Annotated in this window: 18 protein-coding genes; 12 read left to right on the top strand and 6 right to left on the bottom strand. The window is 62.1% G+C overall.

The genetic code is table 11. The features are described from left to right. Positions 1-114: 114 nt before the first annotated feature. From AC1RLZ_RS18940 to AC1RLZ_RS18900, 9 genes are read left to right on the top strand one after another with little or no spacing between them, the layout of a single operon-like run. Positions 115-978, top strand: a complete 864-nt coding sequence (locus AC1RLZ_RS18940) for an FAD binding domain-containing protein (protein ID WP_493189874.1) — start codon at positions 115-117, stop codon at positions 976-978. Beyond that, positions 975-1487, top strand: coding sequence for a (2Fe-2S)-binding protein (locus AC1RLZ_RS18935; protein WP_493189873.1), 513 nt, complete (start codon positions 975-977; stop codon positions 1485-1487). Before AC1RLZ_RS18940 ends, AC1RLZ_RS18935 begins: the two co-directional genes overlap by 4 nt. After that, the gene (locus tag AC1RLZ_RS18930) at positions 1484-3856 is read left to right on the top strand and encodes a xanthine dehydrogenase family protein molybdopterin-binding subunit (RefSeq protein ID WP_493189872.1); all 2373 of its coding nucleotides are present in this window, start codon (positions 1484-1486) and stop codon (positions 3854-3856) included. The genes AC1RLZ_RS18935 and AC1RLZ_RS18930 overlap by 4 nt, the downstream gene beginning before the upstream one ends. A gap of 29 nt (positions 3857-3885) precedes the next feature. Continuing rightward, the gene (locus AC1RLZ_RS18925) at positions 3886-5136 is read left to right on the top strand and encodes an ABC transporter substrate-binding protein (protein ID WP_493189871.1); all 1251 of its coding nucleotides are present in this window, start codon (positions 3886-3888) and stop codon (positions 5134-5136) included. A 20-nt stretch (positions 5137-5156) separates the two neighbouring features. Further along, positions 5157-6023 (top strand): branched-chain amino acid ABC transporter permease, encoded by an 867-nt coding sequence (locus AC1RLZ_RS18920; RefSeq protein ID WP_371423062.1) that lies wholly within the window; start codon positions 5157-5159, stop codon positions 6021-6023. Positions 6024-6073: 50 nt separating this feature from the next. After that, positions 6074-7027 carry a branched-chain amino acid ABC transporter permease gene (locus AC1RLZ_RS18915; RefSeq protein WP_371423101.1) on the top strand — a complete coding sequence of 318 codons (954 nt, stop codon included), beginning with the start codon at positions 6074-6076 and terminating at the stop codon, positions 7025-7027. Beyond that, entirely contained in the window at positions 7024-7779 is a 756-nt protein-coding gene (locus AC1RLZ_RS18910; protein WP_371423061.1) for an ABC transporter ATP-binding protein, read from the top strand. Before AC1RLZ_RS18915 ends, AC1RLZ_RS18910 begins: the two co-directional genes overlap by 4 nt. Beyond that, entirely contained in the window at positions 7772-8476 is a 705-nt protein-coding gene (locus AC1RLZ_RS18905; RefSeq protein ID WP_371423100.1) for an ABC transporter ATP-binding protein, read from the top strand. The genes AC1RLZ_RS18910 and AC1RLZ_RS18905 overlap by 8 nt, the downstream gene beginning before the upstream one ends. A 27-nt stretch (positions 8477-8503) precedes the next feature. Further along, entirely contained in the window at positions 8504-8950 is a 447-nt protein-coding gene (locus AC1RLZ_RS18900; protein WP_493189870.1) for an SRPBCC family protein, read from the top strand. A 12-nt stretch (positions 8951-8962) separates the two neighbouring features. On the opposite strand, the gene AC1RLZ_RS18895 is transcribed toward AC1RLZ_RS18900, so the two are convergent. Beyond that, positions 8963-9850: a LysR family transcriptional regulator gene (locus AC1RLZ_RS18895; RefSeq protein WP_493189869.1), complete on the bottom strand. Its 888-nt coding sequence runs from the start codon at positions 9848-9850 to the stop codon at positions 8963-8965. Between the two features lie 98 nt (positions 9851-9948). On the opposite strand from AC1RLZ_RS18895, the gene AC1RLZ_RS18890 reads away from it, so the two are divergent. Continuing rightward, a complete protein-coding gene (locus AC1RLZ_RS18890; RefSeq protein WP_493189868.1) occupies positions 9949-11442 on the top strand; it encodes a CoA-acylating methylmalonate-semialdehyde dehydrogenase in 1494 nt (497 codons plus the stop codon). Between the two features lie 63 nt (positions 11443-11505). Here the strand turns inward: AC1RLZ_RS18890 and AC1RLZ_RS18885 are convergent, their stop codons facing one another. From AC1RLZ_RS18885 to AC1RLZ_RS18865, 5 genes are all read right to left on the bottom strand, one after another. Beyond that, positions 11506-12810, bottom strand: a complete 1305-nt coding sequence (locus AC1RLZ_RS18885) for a PQQ-dependent sugar dehydrogenase (RefSeq protein ID WP_493189867.1) — start codon at positions 12808-12810, stop codon at positions 11506-11508. A 137-nt stretch (positions 12811-12947) separates the two neighbouring features. Then, complete coding sequence (locus tag AC1RLZ_RS18880) at positions 12948-13313, bottom strand: response regulator transcription factor (RefSeq protein ID WP_493189866.1); 366 nt, start codon at positions 13311-13313, stop codon at positions 12948-12950. 99 nt (positions 13314-13412) lie between these two features. Then, positions 13413-14054, bottom strand: a complete 642-nt coding sequence (locus AC1RLZ_RS18875) for a response regulator transcription factor (protein ID WP_493189865.1) — start codon at positions 14052-14054, stop codon at positions 13413-13415. Continuing rightward, on the bottom strand, positions 14047-14478 hold the full coding sequence (locus AC1RLZ_RS18870) for a sensor histidine kinase (protein WP_493189864.1): 432 nt from the start codon (positions 14476-14478) through the stop codon (positions 14047-14049). The genes AC1RLZ_RS18875 and AC1RLZ_RS18870 overlap by 8 nt, the downstream gene beginning before the upstream one ends. A 59-nt stretch (positions 14479-14537) precedes the next feature. Then, positions 14538-15551, bottom strand: a complete 1014-nt coding sequence (locus AC1RLZ_RS18865) for a histidine kinase dimerization/phospho-acceptor domain-containing protein (protein WP_493189863.1) — start codon at positions 15549-15551, stop codon at positions 14538-14540. 269 nt (positions 15552-15820) lie between these two features. On the opposite strand from AC1RLZ_RS18865, the gene AC1RLZ_RS18860 reads away from it, so the two are divergent. Next, a complete protein-coding gene (locus tag AC1RLZ_RS18860; RefSeq protein WP_371423053.1) occupies positions 15821-16378 on the top strand; it encodes a helix-turn-helix domain-containing protein in 558 nt (185 codons plus the stop codon). A 129-nt stretch (positions 16379-16507) separates the two neighbouring features. Beyond that, positions 16508-16816, top strand: a complete 309-nt coding sequence (locus tag AC1RLZ_RS18855) for a hypothetical protein (protein WP_493189862.1) — start codon at positions 16508-16510, stop codon at positions 16814-16816. Positions 16817-17054 lie beyond the last annotated feature (238 nt).

The following is a 17054-nucleotide window of genomic DNA, read 5'->3' as shown; positions in this document are numbered from 1 at the left end:
CGAAAAAGAGACCAAATGGTCATTTTGAGTTGACCGGGGGAATTCCGCGTGATCTAGATTTCAGACCAAATGGTCACAAAATTTGGCGCGGGTGAAACGGTCGGGAGTTCAGGCTTGAAGGCGCGGGCGTTCAGCTATGCCAGGCCCTCCACGGTGATGGAGGCGTTGGAGGCATTCGAGGGTTCTGGCGAGGACGCGAGCTATATAGCGGGCGGTCAGAGTCTCGTGCCTGCGCTGGCCTTGCGTCTGCAGGCTCCGCAATTGCTGATCGACATTGCTCATATCGAGACGTTGCGCGGCGTTGAACTGCAGGGCGACTGGTTGCGGATCGGTGCGTTGACGCGCCATTGCGAAGTGCTGGTCGATCCTTTGATTCGCATGCACGCGCCGCTTTACAGCGAGGCCGCGCCGCATGTGGCGCATCCGGCGATCCGCAATAAGGGTACGCTCGGTGGCAGTATTTCTCATGCCGATCCGGCCTCCGAATTTCCGGCCATGACGCTGGCGCTGGGCGCCGAGCTTGAAATCGCCAATCGCGACGGCACGCGCCGCGTCGCCGCCGATGATTTCTTTGTCGATCTGTTTCAGACCGCGATCGAACCGGGCGAGCTTCTCGTTGCCATTCATGTGCCGGTGGTCAAGCCCGGCCATCGCTGGGCCTTTCACGAGCTTGCGCGCCGCCGCGGCGATTTTGCGCTGGTTGGCTGCGGGGTTCTGGCGGAATTCGCGGATGACGTGGTTGAAGAGATTCGCATTGCGTTCTTTTCCGTTGGCAGCACACCGATCCGTGCGCGGCAGGCCGAGGGCAGCCTGAAGGGCAAGCGGTTGGACCAGGCCGCCATCGCTGCGGCGCAGGCGCTCGTCGGCGACGACATCGATCCCCCGGAAGACGAGCACGTGCCACCGGCGATGAAGCGCCATCTTGCGCGCGTTCTGCTCGGGCGTCTGCTCGGCCAGATCGCGAGGCAAGCGCCATGAGCGATCTCGTCAAAGTCACGATGACGGTGAACGGCAGCCGGGTGTCTCACAGCATCGCACCGCGCAATACGCTGGCGGATTTTCTGCGACAGACACTGGAGCTCACCGGCACTCGTACCGGATGCGAGATGGGCGTCTGCGGCGCATGCCTCGTCGTGCTGGACGGCCGTGTCGTGCATTCCTGTCTGACCTTTGCGGTGCAGGCGAGCGGCTCGACCATCGAGACGGTCGAGGGCCTGTCGGAGCGCGCGGCGATTGCCGATCTGCAGGAGGCGTTCCATCAACGCAATGCGCTGCAATGCGGATTTTGTACGCCCGGAATGCTGATGACGGCACACAGCCTGCTGTCGCAGCCCGGCGTGCCGTCGCGCGAAGAGATTCGCGACGCGCTGTCGGGCAATTATTGTCGCTGTACCGGCTATGAAGCGATCGTCGATGCGATCGAGATGGTCGCGCGCAAGCGCCACGAGGGCGTCTCCGCCGTACAGGACGAGGAGGGGGGCGCATGAGTGCACTGACCTCACTCGACCGTCCGAATTCCTATATCGGCCGTTCGGTGCCGCGGCCGAATGCCAAGCGGCTGCTGGCCGGCCGTGGACGCTATGTCACCGACATGACGCTGCCGCGCATGCTCCATGTCGCTTATGTGCGCAGCCCTTATGCGCATGCTCGCATCGTCTCGATCGATGCGCAGGCCGCGCGCGGGATGCCCGGCGTGCGGTTGGTGGCCACCGGCGAGGACCTCGCCAAGCTTTGCACGCCATGGGTCGGTGCCATGGATCACTTCAAGGGCATGAAGTCGCCGCCGCAGCTGCCGCTGCCGATCGACAAGGTGGTCTGGTCCGGTCAGGCGGTGGTTGCGGTCGTGGCAGATACGCGCGCGCTGGCCGAGGATGCCGCCGAGGCGGTCTCGATCGAATTCGACGAGCTGCCAGCCATTGTCGATATCGATGCCGCACGTGCGCCGGGGGCGCCGGTAATTTCCCCGGAACTGGGCAGCAATCTCTGTTTCCACGGCAAGATCGATACTGGCGGCGTCGAGGAGATCTTCGCCAACGCAGCCCATGTGGTGGAAGAAGAATTTCACTTCGGCCGGCATACCGCGGTGACCATGGAGCCGCGCGCGATCATCGCCGATTACGATGCCAGTGAGGAGCAGCTGACGGTCCATCATGCCACGCAGACACCTTATCAGTTTCAGGACATCTATGCCCGCCACTACGGTATCCCCGAATCCCGCGTGCGCGTGATCGCACCGGATATTGGCGGCTCCTTCGGCATGAAGTTGCACGTGTATCATGAGGACATGGCGGTGGTCGGGCTCAGCATGATGCTCGGCCGTCCCGTCAAATACGTTGCCGATCGTATCGAATCTTTCGTGTCCGACATTCACGCGCGTGATCATCGCGTCCGTGCCCGCATGGCGGCGGATGCGGATGGCAATATCCTGGCGATGGATGTGGAGGATGTCACCGGCATCGGCGCATTCTCCGCCTATCCGCGCACCAGTGTCGTTGAAGGCAATCAGGTCTACCGCCTGATGGGCGCGCCTTATACGTTCAGGAATTACCGCGCCGATCTGCAGGTGGTGTTCCAGAACAAGGTGCAGATGAGTCAGTACCGGGCCGTCGGGCATCCGGTGGCCTGCACCGTCACCGAGCGCCTGGTAGACTTGATCGCCGACAGGACGGCGCAGGATGTGTTCGACGTCCGCAGCCGCAACTTGATCCCCGACGATGCCTATCCCTGCACGTCCCCGACCGGCTATCAGTTCGAGGCACTGTCGCATCACGCCTGCCTCGCCAAGGTGAAGGCGATGATGGACTACGACGGGCTGCGCGCCGAACAGGCCGAGCTGCGAACCAAAGGCATTCATCGCGGTATCGGTATTGCGAGTTTCGTGGAAATCACCAATCCCGGCCCGGCATTCTATGGCGTCGGCGGCGCGCGCATCTCGTCGCAGGACGGCGCCATCATCAAGGTCACGCCGTCCGGGGATGTTCATTGCTCGATTTCAGTGACCGAACTCGGGCAGGGTACCGAAACCATCATCGGGCAAATCGTTGCCGAACATCTCGGCGTCGATCGCAATCGCATCAAGGTGATGACAGGTGATACGGACACCACTCCGCATGGTGGCGCGACCTACGCCTGCCGTGGCGCCGGTATCGGCGGTGAAACGGCGTTGCAGGCGGCCAGGAAGCTGAAGGCCAATGTGCTGGCGGTGGCCGCGGCCATCCTGCAAGACGAATCGGACAATCTCGACATCCAGGGCGGCTGGATCGTGGATGCCGCGACCGCCCTGCAGCGTATTGAACTCTCCGAGATCGCGCGCATCGCCTATTTCCGCTCGGACACACTGCCGTCCGGCACCCAGGCGCAACTCTCGGTCGCGCATCATTATGCGCCGCAGGGCTATCCGTTCGCATTCACCAATGGCGTTCAGGCCTGCCATCTCGAACTCGATGTCGAGACAGGCCTGGTCAAGATACTCAAGCTATGGGTGGTCGAGGATTGCGGTCGGGTGATCAATCCGCTGCTGGTCGACGAGCAGATCCGCGGTGGCGTCGTGCAGGGCCTTGGCGCGGCCTTCTTCGAGGAATGCGTCTACGGAGACAACGGCCAGCTCACCAATGGCTCGCTTGCCGATTATCTCGTGCCTATGGCGGTGGAGATGCCCGATATCGAAATCGGCCATGTGGAGACGCCGACCCTGGACACCCAGCTCGGCGCCAAGGGTGTCGGCGAGGCGGGGACGGCTGCGGCATCAGCAGCAGCGCTTAATGCGATGAATGATGCGATGAAGCCATTCGGAGGCACGGTCGCGCAGGTGCCGATGACACCTGCACGAATACTCAAGGCGCTTGGACACATCTGACCCATAAAAGAAATCAAACGGAGGACATCATGACGAAGGATATTCGAGGCACCACGCGCAATCACATCTCCCGTCGTCACGTGCTGGCTGCACTCGGCACCGGCGCGAGCGTCGTCGCTATGCCGTGGATCGCACGCGCGGCTGACGACACGATCCGCATCGGCTTTCCGACGCCGCTGACCGGCCCGTTCGCGGCTGAGGCCAAGGATCAGGTCAAGAGCGCCGAACTCGCAGTGAAGCAGTTCAACGACAAGGGCGGCGTCCATGGCCGCAAGGTCGAACTGCTGGTGCGCGACGACAAGCTCAATGGCGGCGAGGCGGCGACGCGCACGCTCGAACTGATCGAGAAGGACAAGGTGCATGCGATCGTCGGATCGCTGTCCAGCGCGGTGCAGCTCGCCGTCAATGAAGTCACCCGCGCGCGCGGCGTGCTCTACGTCTCGATCAGCCAGTCCGACACCATCAATGAGGTGAAGGACTTCAGCAAATATACGTTCCATGAGGCGCTTAACCCGACGATGACCGCTGGCGCGGTGGCGCGTCACGCCTTCAAGAAGGGCACCAAGGTCGCGCATCTCGTAGCCGACTATGCCTATGGCCATGAAATGCTGCGCGGCTTCAAACGCGCACAGGCCGCAATTGGCGCCGAGACCGTCGGCGAGATCATGCACCCGTTCGGTGCGGCCGATTACTCGACCTTCATGCCGCGCCTGCGTTCGATGCGTGCCGACGTGCTGTGCATCAGCAATTTCGGCCGCGACCAGGCCAATTCCATCAAGCAGGCGGTGGATTTCGGCCTCAAGCAGCAGTCCAGAATCGTCGTCCCGGTGCTGCTGCACAATCAGCGTCTGGCAGTCAGCCCGGAAGTGTTCGAAGGCGTCGTTGGCGGTTCAAACTACTATTGGGGCCTCGAGAGCCAGTTGCCGAGCGCCAAGGCGTTCAACGATGCTTATCGTGCGGCCAATGGCGGCGCGATTCCGACCGACTACGGCGCTTACGGCTACACCGGCGTCTCGTCGCTGCTGCAGGCGATGCAGGTGGCCGGCGGCACCGATACCGACAAGGTGATCGCGGCGCTGGAAGCCTTGAAATATGACGTCGCCAAGGGTCCGCAATATTACCGGAAGTGCGATCACCAGTCGGTACAGTCGGTGCTCGTGCTCGAGTCGAAGAAAAAGGCCGACATGAAGAGCGACAGCGACCTGTTCAGCATCCTCGCCAATGACGCACCATCCGAAGACGTGCTGCGCAGCTGCACCGAACTCGGCTTCCCGGCCTAAACGAAAGTACGCGCCTTCCCATGGATACAGAACTCATCCTGATGCAGCTCTTCTCTGGAGTTGCCCTCGGTGCGATCCTCGTGATCACCGCGCTCGGCCTGTCGATCATCTTCGGCATGCTGGGCGTGGTGAATTTCGCGCATGGCGCATTGTTCATGGTCGGCGCCTATGCCGGGCTTTGGGTCGCCTCGCTCACCGGGAGCTTCTGGTGGGGGCTGATTGTCGCACCGATCATGATCGGTGCGTTCGGGATGCTGATCGAATATGTGTTGATACGTCCGCTCTATGGACGCTCGATCGACGACCCGTTGCTGCTGACCTTCGGCCTGAGCTATGTGCTGGTGGAAGGCGTGCGGATCGTATTCGGCAGCGACGGCATTCCGTTCCCGACGCCGTCGTCACTGACCGGCGTCGTCGATCTCGGCGTCGGATTCTTTCCGATCTATCGCATCTTCGTCGTCGGTGTCGTGTTCCTGGTCGTCGTGCTGCTGTGGCTCGGGCTCGAGAAGACCAAGTTCGGCCTGATCGTGCGCGCCGGCGCGCGCGATCCGACCATGATGAAGGTGCTTGGGGTCGACATCAGCAAGGTCTGGCTTCTGGTGTTCGGTCTCGGCGTTGGACTGGCCTCGCTGGGTGGCGTGCTGTCCGGGCCGATGCGGTCAGTCAATCCGGAGATGGGCGCACTGGTGCTGGCCGAAGCTTTCGTCGTGACGGTGATCGGTGGTCTCGGCTCGCTGCTCGGCTCGATCGTCGCCGGTCTCCTGGTCGGCGTCGTGATCAGCATGACGGCGCTGTTCGCGCCTGAAATGGCGACCATCGTGATGTTCGCGCTGATGGCCATTGTTCTTCTGATCCGGCCGCAAGGCCTGTTCGGCAAACTCGCATAACGGAGCGGACCATGACATCTCCGGCGCTGGCCGTTCCCCCTTCTGCAAGCATGCGTAGGTCTGTGCGCTTCAAATCGCTCATGACCAAATATCGTGTTCCCTTGTCGATCCTCGCACTCTGTCTGTTACCCTGGCTGCTGCCGTCCAAGGCGCTGGCGGTCAATGTGCTGATCTATGGCGTTGTGGCCGTCGGCTACAATCTGCTGTTCGGTTATACCGGCCTGCTGTCATTCGGCCATGCGGCATTTGTCGGCACCGGAGCCTACATCACCGGCATCGCCATCGGTCAGTTCGGCGTGCCGTGGTATCTCGCCGTGCTGATGGGCGTTATTGGCGGCGCACTGCTGGCCTTCATCATGGGCGCGCTATCCACGCGCACGCGCGGCATCTACTTCTCGATGGTCACGCTCGCTCTCGCGCAGCTCGTTTATTACGTGGCGCTCCAGACGCCGTCCTGGACAGGTGGCGAGAACGGATTGCGCGGTTTCACCGTCAACAAGATCAACCTGTTCGGATTCGAGATCAATTTCCTCGATCCGGTCAACAAATACTATGTGTTGATGGTGTTCGCGGCGCTGGCGCTATGGCTGGTCTCGCGCATTCTCAATTCACCCTTCGGCGCAGCCATCGAGGCGATCCGCGAGAACGAGCGGCGCGCCCGGACCTGCGGTTACAATGTCGAGCGCACCAAGCTGTTGTCATTCACCCTGTCGGGCACGATCTGCGCGCTGGGCGGCACCATGTCGGCGCTGCATCTGGCCTTCGTGCCGCTGGACTCACTGCACTATCTGTCATCCGGCATGATCGTGATGATGACGCTGCTCGGCGGCGCCAGCAGCTTCTTCGGCCCGTTCATTGGCGCACTGGTTTTCCTGGTGATGGAAGACGTGTTCTCGCTGTGGACGTCGCACTGGCAGATCATCGTCGGATCCATCTTCGTGCTGTTCGTGCTGTTTCTGCCCAAGGGCATCTGGGGCACATTTCTCACAAGGGTCATGCGATGAACGCGCCGCTTCTCGCCGTCAACGATATCGGAGTGAGGTTCGGTGGCTTCGTCGCGCTGCAAGGCGTGACGACGGAGTTCCGGCCTGGTCGCGTCACCTCCATCATCGGCCCCAACGGCGCCGGCAAGAGCACGTTCTTCAACGTGCTGTCGGGCGTGCTGACGCCCTCCAGCGGATCGATCCGCTTCAAGGGCGCGGACCTCAAGGGCACGAAGCAGCATGAATTCGTGCATCGGGGCATCGCGCGCTCTTACCAGATCACCAACATTTTTCCGGATCTGAGCGTCCACGAGAATGTCCGCGTCGCGGCACAAGCCAGCCGCTCGCGCTACAATATCTGGACCAACCGCAACAAGTTCACCGAGCTGGATGCCAGGGCCGATGCCGCGCTCGATGCCGTGGGTCTGGTCGCCAAGCGTGACGAGACCGCGAAGTTTCTGGCGCATGGTCAGCAGCGTGCGCTGGAAATCGCCATCGCGCTGATCTCCAATCCGGAAGTGTTGTTGCTGGACGAGCCGACCGCGGGCATGGGGCCGGAAGAAACCAAGGAAATGGTGGCGCTGCTGGAGAAGCTGGCAGCGGAGCGCACCATCCTGCTGGTCGAACACAAGATGAAGATGATTCTCGGCCTCAGTGACCGCATCCTGGTGCTGCATCACGGCCGGCTGATTGCGGACGGCTCACCGCGTGACATTCAGACGGACCCCGAGGTCCGTCGCGTCTATCTGGGACAGAACGATGGCTATGCTTGAAACCAAAGACCTGAACGCCTGGTACGGCGCCAGCCATACGCTGCACGGGGTCTCGATCTCGGTGGCGCAGGGCGAGGTCGTGGCGCTCGTTGGCCGCAACGGTGCCGGCAAGACCACTACGATCCGTTCGGTCATGGGGCTGATGTCGAAGACCACCGGTAGCATCACTTTCGACGGCCACGATCTGGTGTCGATGAAGGCGCATGACCGGTTCCGGCTCGGCCTCGCTTACGTGCCCGAAGAGCGCCGGATCATTCCGGGGCTCACCGTGCGCGAGAATCTGCAGCTCGGCCTCGTCGCCAGCGCGGGCAAGATCGATGAACGCGAAGCCATCGAGGAAATCGCCGAGAGCTTTCCGCGTCTCAAGGAACGTCTCGACCAGGAAGGTGTCACCATGTCGGGCGGCGAGCAGCAGATGCTGGCCATCGCCCGCGCGACCATCGCCAAGCCGAAGATGATCCTGCTCGACGAGCCATCGGAAGGCATCATGCCGGTACTGGTCGAGGAGATGGGCGTGCTGTTCCGCAAGCTGCGCGATCAGGGCGTCACGCTGCTGCTGGTCGAGCAGAATGTCGAATGGGCGCTGCGCCTCGCCGATCGCGCGATCATCATGGATCAGGGCGAGGTCGTTTATGAAAGCAGCTCGGCTGCATTGCTCGCCGACAAGGAAATCCAGGAACGTTATTGCGCGGTGTGACGCGCATGCTTGCAGACAGGTGATTCCATGCAGATGAAAGACAGCCAGACCGTCCCGGCTTCACGCGACAAGGTCTGGGCCGCACTCAACGATCCGGAGGTGCTGAAGCAGTGCATTCCCGGCTGTCAGGTGCTGGACATGACTTCGTCGACCGAGATGACGGCGACGGTTGTGATCAAGGTCGGGCCCGTGAAGGCGACATTCGGCGGCAAGGTCACGTTGAGCGATCTCGATCCGCCGAACGGATACAAGATCACCGGCGAGGGATCCGGCGGCGTGGCCGGCTTCGCCAAAGGCGGCGCGGCGATCAGGCTCGAAGCGGTCAGCGATAACGAGACGATCCTGCATTACGAGGTGGATTCCCAGATCGGTGGCAAGCTGGCGCAGCTCGGGGGGCGTCTGATCGACTCCACCGCCAAGAAGCTGGCCGGCGAGTTCTTCACCAAATTCGGCGTAGTCGTTTCCGCGAGCTGAGCGCAACGACCGCTACTGCACGATGAACTGGTTGCGCGCTTCGCGCACCCTGGCGACGATATAGCGGCGGATCTCCCGGACTCTGCTGGTGTCATGCGTGTCGGGATGCGAGACGAGCCAGTAGCTGCGTGTGAAGCGGCTGGCCGGCAGGATACGCTTCAGCCCGGGATAAAGCTGCGCGGCGTAATCGTGCAGGATGCCGACGCCATGGCCGGCGCGAACGGCCTCGAGCTGGCCGACCACGCTGCCGCACTCGAAACGTCGTGTGATCAGTTCGCTGAAGGTCGACGCATAGTCGAGGGCGCGGCTGTAGATGATGTCGTAGATATAGGTGATCAGCAGGTGGTCGGCGAGATCGCCGGGCTCGCGGATCGGCGTCGATCGGGCCAGATAGTCCTCCGACGCGTAGACGCTCAGCGTGTAATCGGTGAGCTTCGTGCAGATCAGCTTGCCTTCATCGGGACGTTCCAGCGTCACCACGATATCGGCCTCGCGCTTGGCGAGCGAGAAGGTGCGCGGTAGCGCCACAAGCTGGACGATGAGATCCGGATTGGCGGCCGCAAAGCCTCCCAGCTTATCTGCCAGAAAGTAGTTGCCGAGCCCATCCGGTGCGCCAATCCGCACCGTGCCCGCAACCTTGTCGGCGGCCGAGGTAAGCTGCGAACCGACCCGGAGCAGTTCGGATTCCGCGCGCTCTGCCGCTGCAAGAAGCGCAACCCCTGATGGTGTCAGCGAAGACCCGGTCGTCTGCCGGTTCAGGAGCTTTGTCTTGAGGTCTTTCTCGAGAGCGGTGAGCTGGCGCGCCACTGTTGCATGGTTGAGTTTTAGCCGTTTGGCGGCGCCGAGAATCTGGCCGGTACGGGCGACTTCCAGGAAAATCCGAACTTTGTCCCAATCCATCGCGGGACTTTATTTGCTGCACATCGAAGCCGCAATACTTCGCGTTGTCCGGGCGGGGGAAGCGGCGCAAGACCGCCGGAGCATCAAAGGAGAGTTCGATGGCTTCGGAAATCAAGCACTATATCGGCGGACAGCAGGTGGCAGGTCGCAGCGGCCGGACGTCGCCTGTTTTCAACCCTGCCACCGGTGAGCAGACGGCTCAGGTGGGTCTTGCCAGCACGTCCGAAGTGGGTGCCGCGGTTGCTGCCGCGCTCGCGGTTGCCGAAAGCTGGGCCGATACGCCCTCGCTGCGCCGTGCCCGCATTCTCAATAAGTTCCTGCGTATCTGCGAAGATCGCATCGACGATCTGGCCGCGGTGATCACCTCCGAACACGGCAAGACGCTGTCGGACGCCAAGGGCGAGATCCAGCGCGGCCTCGAAGTCGTCGAATTCGCCGTCGGTGCGCCGCAGTTGCTCAAGGGCGAAGTCAGCGAGAATGTTGGCACGCGTGTCGACAGCTATGGCGTACGACAGGCGCTGGGCGTGGTCGCGGGCATCACGCCGTTCAATTTCCCGGTCATGGTGCCGATGTGGATGTTCCCGGTGGCGCTGGCCTGCGGCAACACCTTCGTGCTGAAGCCCTCGGAGCGTGATCCTTCGGCGTCGCTTCTGATTGCCGAATGGCTGGCCGAAGCCGGTCTGCCGGCCGGCGTGTTCAACGTCGTGCATGGCGACAAGGAAGCCGTCGATGCGCTGCTGCATCATCCCGACGTTGCGGCAATCAGCTTCGTCGGATCGACTCCGATCGCGCGCTACATCTATTCGACCGCGACCACCACCGGCAAGCGCTGCCAGGCGCTCGGCGGCGCCAAGAACCACATGGTGGTGATGCCCGATGCCGACATCGATCAGGCCGTCGATGCGTTGATGGGCGCTGCCTATGGCTCGGCCGGCGAACGCTGCATGGCGATCTCGGTCGCGGTGCCGGTCGGCGAGAAGACGGCGGATGCCTTGATCTCCAAGCTGGAGCCGAAGATTCGCGCGCTGAAGGTTGGTTCAGGCTTCAACGCCGAGTCCGAAATGGGTCCGCTGGTGACCCAGCAGCATCTCGACAAGGTGCGCGGCTATGTCGATTCCGGAGTCGAACAGGGCGCCAAGCTGATCGTCGACGGCCGCGAATTCCGCTCCAACGAGGGCGGTTATTTCATTGGCGGATCGCTTTTCGATCACGTGACGCCGGACATGAAGATCTACAAGGAAGAGATCTTCGGGCCTGTGCTCGCGGTGGTGCGTACGCCGGACTACGCGACGGCAGCGCGCATGATCAATGACAACGAATACGGCAATGGCACCGCTATCTTCACCCAGAACGGCGACATCGCGCGTGAGTTCGCTCATCGCATCCGCGTCGGCATGGTAGGCATCAACGTGCCGATTCCGGTGCCGGTTGCTTTCCACTCTTTCGGTGGTTGGAAGGCCTCGCTGTTCGGTGACCATTCGATGCACGGCCCCGAAGGCGTTCGCTTCTATACCCGGCTCAAGACGGTCACCAGTCGCTGGCCGACAAGCATTGCGCAGGGGCCGGAATTCGTGATGCCAACAATGAAGTAGGTCGGAGCGTGGAGCACGCGACTAACGCGTGCTCCACGAGCCTGCCGGATTATTCCGCGGCCCTCAGGCCGCACCCGTTACACGCCAGATCACATCGCCCACATCGTCGGCCACCAGCAATGCGCCGTCGGAGGTGAGCGTGACACCGACCGGGCGTCCGTAGGACGCCTTTTCGTCGGGTGCGAGGAAGCCCGACAGGATATCCCGCGGCGGCCCGGATGGCTTGCCGTTCACGAACGGGATGAAGACGACCTTGTAGCCGCTCAGCGTGCTGCGATTCCATGAGCCGTGCTGGCCGATGACCATGCCGTCTGGAAAGCCCGGCAGCGTGCTGGCCGGCAGCCAGCACAGGCCGAGCGACGCAGTATGCCCGCCCAGTGCATAGTCGGGCGTAATCGCGGTGGCCACCAGCGCCGGATCCTGCGGGACGCGGTCATCGACCGTCTTGCCCCAGTAGCAATAGGGCCAGCCATAGAAGCCGCCGTCGCGCACCGAGGTCAGGTAGTCCGGCGGCGTCTCGTCGCCGAGGCCGTCGCGCTCATTGACCACGGTCCAGAGCGAACCGGTCGTAGGCTCCCATGCGAGACCAACCGGATTGCGCAATCCGGCGCCGAAGATGCGGCTCTTGCCAGTAGCGATATCGAGTTCATAGACAGCCGCGCGGCCTTCTTCGGCTTCCATGCCGCTCTCGGCGATATTGCTCAGCGAGCCAACGCCGATATAGAGCTTGCTACCATCCGGGCTCGGCAGGATGCTCCGCGTCCAATGGCCGCCGGATTTGAAATTGGTGAGTTTCTTGCCCGGGGCGGTGATGCTGTCTGCGCCCGCCACATAGGGGAAGACCACGACGCCATCGACATTACCGACATAGAAGGTGTCATTCAGCAGGGCCATGCCGAACGGCTGGTTCAGTCCCTCCATGAAGGTCTGGCTGATCTCGGCGACACCGTCGCCGTCCCGGTCGCGCAGCAGCGTGATGCGGTTGGCGCTGACGCCAAGCGCGGCGGCCCGGCGCATCGTAGCCTGCATCGCATAGCCGAACATGTTGCGCACCGGGCCTGCAACCTGCGTCGCCTCCGCGATGAGAACGTCGCCATTGGGCAGCACGTTGATCCAGCGCGGATGTTTCAGGCCGGTCGCAAAGGCGTTGACCTTGAGCCCGGGGGCGACCACGGGCTTCTGTCCCTCGGCCCAGCCCTGGGCCGTCGGCATCTTTAATGTGGGGATGGCGCCTTGCGGCTTTGCCTCCGGCACCACCGGCGCGCTGCCCCAGGCGGGCGCGTGCACGTTGCCCTGTAGACGACGCCACTGCAGCGCCGCGCCACCGATCACCGCGACGACGCGCGCAAATATTCCGGACAAGCTCATGTCTTTCCCCCATGCAAGTGCGCGCACACTATCCGACACCCACGCGGGTTAAAACCGCTGCGTGACGGCGTGCAGGGCATGCGAGCCCGTCATTCATGGGGGATCGGCGCCCGGATGATCGGGGCGGGTGCCGGCGGCTATGGCGCTGCGATAGCCTGGTTGATGCAGTCCGCGAGTTCGTCAACTTCAAACGGCTTATTGAGGACACAGGGTGTGTTGCCCAGCCGCTGACGCACTTTCTGCTCGGAATTGGCTGTGATGAAGATGACCGGCGTTTCGTTGTTGTCCGAGCGCATGCGCTCATAGAGGTCGATGCCTGTCAGGCCCGGCATTTCCACGTCGGTCACCACGCATGACGTATCGAGGGCCGCCGGCGATGTCAGAAACGCCTCGGCGGATTCGAAGCTGAGGACAGCGAAGCCCAGCGATCGCAGCAGGCTTTCAAGCGCGCGGCGAACCGACGAGGAATCGTCGATGATGGCAATGGCATGTTCAGCGTTCAACGCAATCTCCACACGGCGGCTTTGACAGCGACCCCAGTGTTGAGCCGTTTCGCCTGGGATACTGTCAAATATTGCCGTGCAGCGAAATCATACTGAGGTTTATCGCGAGGTACCGGGAGCCGGTTTCATGCCGATGGCCTCAGCCATGCGCACCAGAGAGGCGAAGGATTTCGCATCCATCTTCTTCATCACCTTGCCGCGATGAATCTTAACCGTAATTTCGCTGAGGTTCAGCCTGGCGGCGATCTGCTTGTTCAGTAGCCCCGCGGTGGCAAATTCCATCACCTCGCGTTCGCGTGCGCTTAATGTGCCGAACCGTTCCTTGATACCGGCCAGCCCGTCGCGCTCCTGCCGCGCCTTGCGGTCGCGCTCAACGGCGCCGGCGACGGCATCGAGCATTTCCTGATCGCGAAACGGCTTGGCCAGAAAGTCGACGGCGCCGGCCTTCATGGCGCGGACCGTCATCGGCACATCGGCATGGCCGGTCATGAATACGATGGGTGTATTGCTGCCGAGATCGGCGAGGCGCTTCTGGAAATCGAGGCCGCTGACGATGGGCAGCCGGATGTCAAGGACGAGGCAGCTGGCCTTGGTGAGAATATCGCTGTCGAGCAGCTCGGCGGCCGAGGAGGCGAAACTGACATCATAACCAACCGAACGCAGCAGACTGCCGACCGCAGTGCGGATGGCGGCTTCGTCGTCGACGATGACGACCAAAGGTGCTTCTGCGTCGTTAGCCAAGGTTGCCAGGTCCCTCTGCGGTGGCTGTCGGTATCATGAAATGAAAGGTGCTTCCACCATCCTCGTTTCGCTCCGCCCAGATGCGCCCGTGATGCGACTCGATAATGGACCGGGAGATCGAGAGACCGATGCCCATCCCCTCGGCCTTTGTCGTGAAGAACGGCGCGAACAGGCGCTGCACATGGTCGTCCGGGATACCTGATCCTGAATCGCGCACAGTGACGAGAATTCCCTGTGTCGCGTCGCGTGTCGATCGCACCCTCAGCTCCTTCGTCGCACTCGCCTTCATGGCGTGCACGGCGTTGCTGACGAGATTCATCAGCACCTGCTGAAGCTGCACCTCGTCGCCGGCGATGGTGGGCAGATCGGGTGTCAGATCGAGGGCCGCGGCAATCTGATGTTGCGCCAGATCGCGCTGGACCATCGCCAGTACCTGCGTGATGATCGCATTGATATCGACCGGACCGCGCGCCAGTTCGCCCTTTACGGGAGAGACCTCAGCCGGTGAATGATATCGCCGGCCCTTCGCCCCTCCTGCACCACTTCCTTGAGGCATGTCGTGGTTTCGCCGAGATCGGGCCGCTCCCGCGATAACCAGCGCAAGGCCGCCTCCGCATTGGTCACCACCGCGGCGAGAGGCTGATTGACCTCATGGCCGATCGACGCGGTCAGAGCGCCCAATGTGGCGATGCGCGAGACGCGGGTGAGTTCTGCGATGCTCTGCTGGAGTGCCTGCTCGGCTGCGATCTTGGCAGTGACATCGAGCGAATTGATCAGGACGGAGCGAGAGCGATCGCTCGGGAAGGTTGCGGTGACGATGGTGGTGCGCAATTCGCCGTTGACGGCACGGATGGTCGCTTCAATCGTGAAAGAGCTTTCTCCCGCAAGGTATGCGAGCAGGATTTCGCGAAAGGCGACCAAAGTCTCCGGCTCAAGTGCAGCATCCCAGGACTGCTGAACGTTCTTCTGGCCAAGATCGCCGATCAATTGCTTCGCGGCGTCATTCGCGTCGATGGTCCGCACCAGAAACAGGCAATGCTTGAGGAAGTCCTCATTGGCCATGAGATAGTCCCGAAGTCGGGGCAGGCCTTGTTGCAGGATCGGCGCGCAGGCATTGGCAGCCTCCGTGAAATCCTGCTCCCAGATAGCGACACTCGTGCTCTGAAAGATGTTGCGATAACGCTCTTCGCTCTGCCGGAGCCTTGCATCCGACGTCCTGATCTGGACGCAGAGCACCGCGGCTATAGCAATGGCGAGAACACTCACGATGCCGCGCAGCATCGCTCCCTCATTGGGGGCATTGACGTGGCCGATCAGGTAGCCGAGGAGCGTCAAGCCGATGCAGCCCAACGCAATCAGAATGATGCCCGTGACATTGGTGAAACGGAGCGCCATCAGCAGCACGACGATATAAAGCGCCGCGACGGCGATCTCGAATGTGCTGAAGGCGTCGAACGCAAAAATGCCTGCGGCCAGGATGGCTGCCGCAACGGCCATGGGGAGCTGTGAGGGTCGTCGCTCCCGATCAGAATTGGTCATTTGAGTCGCAAAACAAGAGGCAGGTCCCGCCTTCTGCAGGGGATTGGAAAATCGTCGACCTCGGTGGCATCATCCTGCCTCGGTAAACCTTGGTATATGGTGGGATTACCTTTGTTTCCTGAATCTCTATTCTCGTAGAATGGTCCATGCGGCCGGAATCTTCCACCTTCGGATTGTCGAAGTCATCGCGATGTTGATGGCGTTCACCACCAGAAGGAGAGACCGATATGCTGCTCGATTCACAGCCCAGGAGTTTTGACACGTTCGTCGGCGTATTGTCTGACGCAAGTTCTACGACGGTCGCGCAACTCCTGCTAGATGCGCGGCAGGCCATCGGATCGGATGTCGGTGCGGCTCTTAGATGCATCGAACAGGCCGCTTCGCTGCTCGAAGCCCCGGTCCAGCCGTCGCCCGTCAGCCCCGCCCGGGGCGGCCTCGCGCGCTGGCAGACCGATCGTATCAAGCGCCACATTGATGCAAATCTGGATGAAGCGATCCAGGTATCGGATCTCGCGCGTATCGCTCGCCTGAGCTGCGGTTACTTCTCGAATGCGTTCAAGACCACATTTGGCCAGTCTCCCCATGCCTATATCGTCTCCCGCCGGTTGACACGCGCGATGGAGCTGATGAAATCCAGCGGCAAATCGCTCTGCGAGATAGCCATCGATTGCGGCTTCTCCGATCAGGCGCACCTGTGCCGCCAGTTTCGCCGCGCGACCGGAGCCAGCCCCAATGCCTGGCGGCGCAACAACGTGATGACATCCGAACTCGCGGGACAGCAGTGATGCTCCTCAGGAGTATCCGGAAACGCCGCCGCGAACGCTTGCACGATCGTCTCTGCCTTTGATGAATAGTTCATACGGCCGCTCCTGAAGATATCTCGCTACCTCAACCACTATGAAGGGATCGCTCAAATGTCTGCGCGCATGATGATGGTGAAATCGGCCAGGCGGCTCGTGGTAGCCGCGTCCGTGGCTTTCGTGATGCTGGCCTCCATGGTGGAGAATTCGGCGGCGTCCGACGGGGCCTATCGCTGGATCGGGGATCCCCGGCTCTCCACCGATATCGGCGCAGCCCGTCGCGCGCCACGGCGTGTCCATGCTCCGGCCCGCGTGAGTGTGCCTTCCTCCGCTCCGGCGGTGCGGCTGAGGGGGTCCTATGCGAGGGCGCCGACCAGTTACGGCTACGGCATCGGTGATAATTCCCGAAACCAGACGTGGTGAAGCGAGGCGCCCGGCCAGATCCGGTCGATCGTCGAAGCATGGTGGTCCGGACACCCCGGGTTGCAGAAATGCCCCGTGGTCCCGCGGCCTCGAATGGATAGGTTCTGCCTCGAACAGCTCGAAGACGAGGATGTCGCCCCTGAGCTGGCCGAGCGCGCGGTCTAGGGCCGATCGACATTCAGGATTCCCAAGAGGTTCAATCGCTGATTCATAGGGTTCCGTGATTTGCACGGAGCAG

The organism is Tardiphaga sp. GW822-FHT04G09 (assembly GCF_058800725.1).
This window is presented reverse-complemented; position numbering and strand designations above follow the sequence as displayed.